Source organism: Acinetobacter entericus, from assembly GCF_026168575.1.
Lineage (GTDB): Bacteria > Pseudomonadota > Gammaproteobacteria > Pseudomonadales > Moraxellaceae > Acinetobacter > Acinetobacter bouvetii.
Genome location: NZ_JAPEQW010000055.1, coordinates 1 through 7054 on the forward strand (window position 1 = coordinate 1; position 7054 = coordinate 7054).

Consider the following 7054-nt stretch of genomic DNA (forward strand, 5'->3'; position numbering starts at 1 on the left):
ATTTTTATTGGTGAGAATATAGACACTTTAAATGGGTTCTAACATCTGAGTTTCATATAAGAGATTTTATGTTAAATAGACACTCAGAAAGCTAGTTATAAATTTGATGATTATTCAGACTTTTGCATATCTAGTTTTACAGATATCCCTATATTATAAGGATATCTGCATTACTGTTAAGTTGCTTAGCTAATTCACGAAGTATTCTAATTTGTTCTAATGGATCACTATTGTGCTGAAGTTTTTCAGCAGTTTTTAGCATATCTTCTAGACTACTAGGTTCATCTGGCCAACCAAAATTATGTAGAAATCGATTTAACTTACAGATTCCGATAGTCCTATTACCTTTTGGACTAAGGTCAACATAATGTCCACCTATTAAAATTTTTATATGTTCATCATAGTTATCAAAGTGAGGATGTACGATAAGAAAAGATTTAGTTGATCTAGGATATAATTGGATATTTGGTTGCTTTAATATCTGATCAGTAAAATCTAAAGTTTCTTTCTCTCTCTTTATTTCGTTACAATCAGCACAAATTACACATAAGTTCTTTGGTTCGAATAAAAACTTTGAATATTTAGATTTTGGTAAAATATGTTCAACATGACAATTGCTAGCCGATTGTAAGGAAACAACTCCTCTACAGTAAGCACATTTACCGTTCTGTTCATTTCTATAAAAACCCCTTATGGTCTTACGTATTTCCTCTAAACTTTCATCAGACCAATTTGTATATTTAAAATTAGGGTCTTTGAGCTTTTGCCTGATAATTTTTCTGATTTCTGGAGTAAAAGAAATTTGTTTTTTGATATCAGGCATACAATTTTCTCATTTCTTCAAGTGATAGGATCAATTGATGTAATGGGTCATTTTTATTCATATGGATGATATTTTCTAACAATAAATTTAGTGAAATCAAGTCATTGTAACTGAAAACTTTATTCTTACTGACATTCGAAAAAACTGTTAAAGCTATACGAGTTAAATACTCATTTTTGTGACCTGGTTCTTTAAAAACATAAGCTAACTGGTAGTCAGCTGACATTTCAGAAATTTCTTCACCTTTTATTATTTTATTATCATTTTCTAAGTTGATAATAAAAGACTTATTATTATCTATTGAGGAAAGTATTTGAGGTGAATGTGTAGCAACAATAAAATGACAGCCGGTGTAATCATTAAACATTTTTTTTAATAATGGTAAAAAATGGCTTTGCCATTCCGGATGCAAACTAATTTCTGGTTCGTCAATTAATATTAATGAGTCATTCTCTATTTCTCCAGCAATAGAAAGTAAATTAAATATAAGAGATAATTCTCCAGAACTTGCATCAGTCAAATAAAAATTTTTTCTATTTTTTATAAATTTTATATCTATTAAGTCAATTAAATCATAATTAGCTAATATAGATAAGCTGTTTAGCAATTCAAAATTATATAATTTTTCCTCACTAAATAAATTTAAATCTAAACTAAATTTTTCATTGCTATATTCTTGAAAATCATAAAATTCAATTACTAATTCAAGACTTTCTATAATTAATTTTTCTTCATCGTCTGAAAGATTTATTCTATCTGCCTTATCTTTAAAAAAACGTATAGAATTCAATGTATCAGATACTTTTCGTCCTGTTCCATTTACAATTTCATATGGATGAAAGGTCCAGGGAAAAGCAAAGTGCATAGTTATATTTTCATCAACACCGATTGTATCAAGTAAGATTGAAACTTTATTTTTTGTTTTATCCGCCCTTAAAAAGAAATTAATTAAAGATGAACCTAGTTGATCGAATTTAGTTTTTAAATAGTCTTTTTGACTATTTGTTTTTATTTTTGCTCCTCTATATATATATTTTTTTTCAAGTGAGTTATTACTTGTAAGGTGGAAGTGCCTGTCTGGAATTGGGAACTTATCAAATGGACTGGTTGAAACGGCAATAATTTTTTTTATATCAATAAATTTATTAATATTTGGTGTTTTATTTTCCTTTTCAATTATTAAAGAATTAGTATAAAAAGTATTTATTCCATTAATTTTATGAATATTTATTTCAAACTCATTACCATTGATCTGATAGTTAATTTTTCCATAATTAAGATGAGAGGTATCATTAATATTTTTATATCGATATGAGTCAGTAAAACTTTCAATTGCGAAATTTTGGTTATTATTGCTTCTTAATGAGTTTAAATAGAGAAAACATATTTTTTGAAGAATTCTACTTTTCCCTGATCCATTTCTTCCTACTAAAATGGTAAATAAATTTTCTAATTCATCGCTATCATTTTCAAAAAACTGATAATTTTTATCTTCAAAAGAAACACTTTTAACTTTCATTAATCCCTCTAGCTATAGTTTTTTGATAAAAATTAACTAATTCTATAATAAAATTAAAGTCTTATACATTTAAAAACTTTAATTTTTATGAAATGGCTTAAAGCGATTTTGAAGCTTTCCTAAAATTAACATAATACACGTTATACGAATTCCCAAGGCATGGCTTTTAGTCATGCTTTTTTTATCAAAAGACTATACCTGAATGATAGCGAGCCAAATCGCATACAATATCTATCATTAGACTTAATGCAATAATTAAATGATAGTATTATCATTAATCTAATAGAATTAAGATTAAATGATAGAAATGAATACACGTATTTATCTACGAGCTTCAACTAAAGATCAAGATGCAGAAAGGGCTTTGCAGATTCTTCAGGATCTAAACCAAAACTTGAATTTGGGTGAAACCATTGTGTACGTGGAAAACTATAGTGGTACGAAGTTAGACCGACCTGAATTGAATAAGCTACTGTCAGAAGCAAATCAAGGTGACACATTGTTAGTTGAAAGTATTGACCGCTTATCACGCCTAACCCAACGAGATTTTCAAGAGCTGAAGCGCAGGATCCAGGAGAAGGGACTTCGTTTAGTCGTAGCAGATCTTCCTACTACCTACCAAATGATTCAAACCAGTGACAGCATTACTCATTCAATCTTGGAACTCATCAACAATATGTTGATTGATCTTCTGGCAACAATGGCCCGCCTAGACAATGAGAAACGTATAGAACGTATTAAGCAGGGCCTGGCACGTTCGGGTTACAAACCAACAGGCAAGAAGGCAAATGAGGCTAAACATAAACGAATAAAAGAATTGCTAGTAGTTGGCAATATGACTAAGGAAGAAATTGCCAAAGCAGTGAATTGTGGAGTTGCAACTGTCTATCGAGTTGCTAAAGTTATCTAAAAGAGGCTTATCTCAACGCGCCCCCAATGGGGCACCGCTGCATTCAGGTTACTTCACATAAGAAATTTTATGTTAAATGATTGTTAGAAATGCCCCTTGATCGAGGCATTTTCTATAAAGAATACTAAAAACTAATTAAAGCCAACCAAGTTTCAAAACAAGGCAGTTCTCAGCAATCATATTTTTAAATTATATAACTCCCAACTGAGCTTTTGCTCCAACGATAAGGCTTTCATTTTGAGTTTCTAAGGCAAATAAACCATACATCAAAGGAGAGGCCGCTGCTCTTTCTAAAGTCTGTTCATATAGTTTATTCCAAACTTTACCCCCTAGTTTTTCATACTCGATGATTAGAGTTTTGAGGCTTTCTTCTCCAAACAAAGTTACATGCCCAGCAAAATCAATCGCTGGGTCATCTATATGGGCTGTTGACCAATCAATAACGCCTGAAACAGCTCCATCCTTTGAAGCTAGTACATGCCCAGCATATAAATCGCCATGTATAAATTGGGTGAAATCTGCCCATAGAACATCATTATCCAACCATTTTCTGTAGCGGGTTTCCAATTGCTCACTTATACCAATTTCAGATTTTACTAACTGCAAATTGTTTGCTATTTCAGGTCTTAAATCTGAAGGTTTCATAATTTTCAAATCATTTTCCCGAACTTCTTTTTCAGGAATACTATGGATTTCAAATAAGGTTTTTGCCAAAGATGTTATGTATTTCGGGCTATCTTTGTCCATATTCCAAATTATTTCATAGGTTTCAGCATCCAAATTTAAAACAGGATTATCTTTAAGTATGGGATAAGCCACTAATTCTGTAGATGAAATTCTCCAATCAGGAACCTCTACAGAAAGATGTTTTTTTACCAATTCTAAAATGCGTTTTTCTTTCTTGATTTGTTCCCTCATGCCATCACGACGAGGAATACGCAGCAACCATTGTTGCCCCTTTGTATCAAGAGCAAAAACGACCTTAAAATCAATGCCCATTTCATTGAAATTCATTTTGTCCGTAAGCAACAAGCCGTGTGCTTCAGCAAGTGATTGAATATCTTGAATTGTCATTTTTAATTTCCTTTAAAGAGTTCAATAATTAATGTTCGGATTAGATTGGCTATCATTAACAATCTCTCTCAAAAGTCTTGATGATTTTGTGGTCTTTGATCTCGTAGATAATGTCAGCAATATTATCGACCAATTGCTTGTCATGAGATACGAAGATAATAGTTCCTGCATAGGACTTCATCATTGTTTCTAATGCGGCAATACTTTTTAGGTCAAGATAGTTTCCTGGTTCATCCATAAGCAAAATATTATATTTTCCTAAAAGCATTTTGGATAAAAGCAGTTTGATGATTTCACCTCCCGATAAGTCGGATAAGTTTTTTTGAATATCATTCGCTCCGATCCCCATTGAAGCCAATACTGCACGAATTTCCGCAACTGTGTACTCGCACTCTTCCTGCATAAAGGAGAGCACAGATTTATGCGTGTTAAATTTATATCCTGTTTGTGTAAAGTAGCCAATTTCAGCTTTTGGAGATATGGTTAATCCATCAGCACGTTCTGATATCATTTTTAACAAGGACGTTTTCCCTGTTCCATTCGATCCAGTTATAGCGACTTTAGCGCCAAGCGGTATTATAAAGTTAGCGTCATCAAAGATAGTACGGCTACCAAATTTTAAGCTCAGACCATCTGCCGTAATCGGGAACTTATTGTGCAGTTCTAGGGCTGAACTTTGACGAAAACGAATAGAACGCAAATGCTCTGGTGCTTGAATATCTTCTAATGCAGCCAAACGCTTTTCCATACTCTTAGCTGCCTGATACAGTTTTCTTTGCTTGGTGCCAGTCATTTTTGCATGCCCAAGTCGTCCAGCACTTTCGGTAGAGTTTTTGGATTTTTCTCCTTTTTTCTTATTGTCTAATCGATTAGCTTGCTGGCGTTTTTCTTGCACAGCAGATTCTAATCGCTCCCGTTCCTTCATCATCAGCTCATATTCTACGGCTTGGTGTTGTCGCTCTTCTTCTTTTTGACGCAAGTAATCCGAGTAACCACCCCAATATTCCGTAATTTTACCGTCTTTTAACTCCCATATCTTGTCTACAACCATATCAAGAAAATATCGGTCATGACTGATAACAAGTAATGCTCCATCAAATGCTTTAAGTTGACCAATAAGTAGATCTATTCCATTGAGATCAAGGTGGCTGGTTGGTTCATCCGCTAGAATGCCATGTACTTGTTGGGAAAATGCGGCAGCAATTTTTGCACGAGTTTCCTCTCCGCCACTCATTGTGTCGTTTTGTACATTGGAAACACCAAGGCGAGATAACATTGCCCGGTCTTCGACCGTTTCTATTTCGATTCCGCCCAGTTGGCTGATATGTGCAAAATCACCAAAACGCTGTAATGTCGCTTCGGCTAAAACAATTTCGCCATTAAGTACTTTGAGTAAACTACTCTTTCCTGCTCCGTTATCACCCACAAGACCAATACGGTCATAAGAGTGAATTTCCAATTCATCAATATCCAAAACATCACGCCCAGCATAATCCAAGCGTATGTTTCTCGCTTTAATAATTAAACTCATTTTTATTTACTCCTGTTTAGCTCTTGAAATTTTTTATGCAGCAAACAGGATTTAGGTGAAAACAAAAGCTAGCATCACAGTGTCCTCCCAAAAAAAAAGCTATTCATCCACAGGGTGGACAAATAGCTAGTCAATTAAGTTATAACTGGAAACTATGCACTAAAAGCATACTTATAAATTAAGCATACTTTTACTTTATATATCCGCATATATTCTTAAAGACACAACAAAAGCCCACCATTATAAAATAGTGTCACTATGCAAATAGTTGTGTCTTAACGAATGCGGATAGAATGCATAAACTTACCTAAAAAATAAAATTCAGTTTTATGATAACTTTACTGTTAAAAGAAGTCTAGACAACCTTGTTTTATGCTTGGATATAAGGCTTATTTTAAAATAATAGTAGTGAAGATTTTCTAAAATTAACATAATACACCTTATACGAAATAAAAATGGGAGCCTTAAGCTCCCATTTTTTAAGTAATTTTTTCAAATAAGGCTTGGGTGAGCATCTAAAATTCGAATCAATGTAGCTGCTGGTCCAGTTGGATAGCGTCGTCCCTGTTCCCAATTTTGCAGGGTACGGGGGCTAATATGTAGACGTGCAGCAAATTCATTTTGGCTCAAGCCAGTTTTTTCACGTACTTCTTTAATATCAGGCAATTCGAGTTCTGTAACTCGGCTTGCTTTAACTTCTTTACGTTTGATAGCTCCAGCTTCTTTGATTGAAGCAACCAAGTCATCAAATAAGTTGTTATCCATGAAATTGCTCCTTCACGAGTTGGTGCAGAATGGCGGTTTCCTTATCTGTTAAATTATCTTTTACTGATTTTGGATAAGCCACTAAGAAAAAGATCTGATCATCCTCGGTGACCCAATAATAAATCACCCGTATCCCACCACTTTTCCCTTTGTTACCTTGAGCACAACGTACTTTGCGAATACCACCGCCATTCTTGATTAGGTCACCTCTATCAGGCTGTACCAAAAGATCTTGCTGAAGTTGACGATATTCCTCATCAGATACAAGGTCTTTAATTTGCTTGGTAAAGATGCTGGTTTCAATAAATAACATGGACTCTTTATACGTCAATGGCGTATTTGAATTTTAGCAGTTTCCATAACAAAAAACGAGAGCTGGTAGATCTCTGTTATTCACCAATTAAAATGTCTATGCGATAAACCATTTAAAAT

7 protein-coding genes are annotated in these 7054 nt (G+C 33.5%); 1 reads left to right on the forward strand and 6 read right to left on the reverse strand.

The features are described 5' to 3' along the window. Nucleotides 1-148: 148 nt before the first annotated feature. Together OKC24_RS18695 and OKC24_RS18700 are read right to left on the reverse strand one after the other, a co-directional pair. Entirely contained in the window at nt 149-823 is a 675-nt protein-coding gene (locus OKC24_RS18695; protein ID WP_265466182.1) for an HNH endonuclease, read from the reverse strand. Next, complete coding sequence (locus OKC24_RS18700; protein WP_265466183.1) at nt 816-2342, reverse strand: AAA family ATPase; 1527 nt, start codon at nt 2340-2342, stop codon at nt 816-818. Before OKC24_RS18700 ends, OKC24_RS18695 begins: the two co-directional genes overlap by 8 nt. 298 nt (nt 2343-2640) lie before the next feature. Between OKC24_RS18700 and OKC24_RS18705 the strand changes: the two genes are divergently transcribed. After that, on the forward strand, nt 2641-3252 hold the full coding sequence (locus tag OKC24_RS18705; RefSeq protein ID WP_015060246.1) for a recombinase family protein: 612 nt from the start codon (nt 2641-2643) through the stop codon (nt 3250-3252). Nucleotides 3253-3441: 189 nt separating this feature from the next. Here OKC24_RS18705 and OKC24_RS18710 read toward each other — a convergent pair whose 3' ends face one another. The 4 genes from OKC24_RS18710 to OKC24_RS18725 all read right to left on the reverse strand — a co-directional run bounded on the left by OKC24_RS18710 (nt 3442) and on the right by OKC24_RS18725 (nt 6935). After that, entirely contained in the window at nt 3442-4326 is an 885-nt protein-coding gene (locus tag OKC24_RS18710) for an Mph(E) family macrolide 2'-phosphotransferase (protein WP_000155092.1), read from the reverse strand. 55 nt (nt 4327-4381) lie between these two features. Next, nucleotides 4382-5857 carry an ABC-F type ribosomal protection protein Msr(E) gene (gene msr(E) / locus OKC24_RS18715; protein ID WP_000052512.1) on the reverse strand — a complete coding sequence of 492 codons (1476 nt, stop codon included), beginning with the start codon at nt 5855-5857 and terminating at the stop codon, nt 4382-4384. A 492-nt stretch (nt 5858-6349) separates the two neighbouring features. Further along, nucleotides 6350-6622 carry a NadS family protein gene (gene nadS, locus OKC24_RS18720; protein ID WP_000369781.1) on the reverse strand — a complete coding sequence of 91 codons (273 nt, stop codon included), beginning with the start codon at nt 6620-6622 and terminating at the stop codon, nt 6350-6352. Further along, the gene (locus tag OKC24_RS18725; protein ID WP_000897307.1) at nt 6615-6935 is read right to left on the reverse strand and encodes a type II toxin-antitoxin system RelE/ParE family toxin; all 321 of its coding nucleotides are present in this window, start codon (nt 6933-6935) and stop codon (nt 6615-6617) included. Before OKC24_RS18725 ends, nadS begins: the two co-directional genes overlap by 8 nt. Nucleotides 6936-7054 lie beyond the last annotated feature (119 nt).

What these genes read in the sequence shown, in the direction of transcription:
- OKC24_RS18695 (WP_265466182.1), bottom strand. Translation starts at nt 823, where the DNA reads ATGCCTGATATCAAAAAACAAATTTCTTTTACTCCAGAAATCAGAAAA.
- OKC24_RS18700 (WP_265466183.1), bottom strand. Translation starts at nt 2,342, where the DNA reads ATGAAAGTTAAAAGTGTTTCTTTTGAAGATAAAAATTATCAGTTTTTT.
- OKC24_RS18705 (WP_015060246.1), top strand. Translation starts at nt 2,641, where the DNA reads ATGATAGAAATGAATACACGTATTTATCTACGAGCTTCAACTAAAGAT.
- OKC24_RS18710 (WP_000155092.1), bottom strand. Translation starts at nt 4,326, where the DNA reads ATGACAATTCAAGATATTCAATCACTTGCTGAAGCACACGGCTTGTTG.
- nadS (WP_000369781.1), bottom strand. Translation starts at nt 6,622, where the DNA reads ATGGATAACAACTTATTTGATGACTTGGTTGCTTCAATCAAAGAAGCT.
- OKC24_RS18725 (WP_000897307.1), bottom strand. Translation starts at nt 6,935, where the DNA reads ATGTTATTTATTGAAACCAGCATCTTTACCAAGCAAATTAAAGACCTT.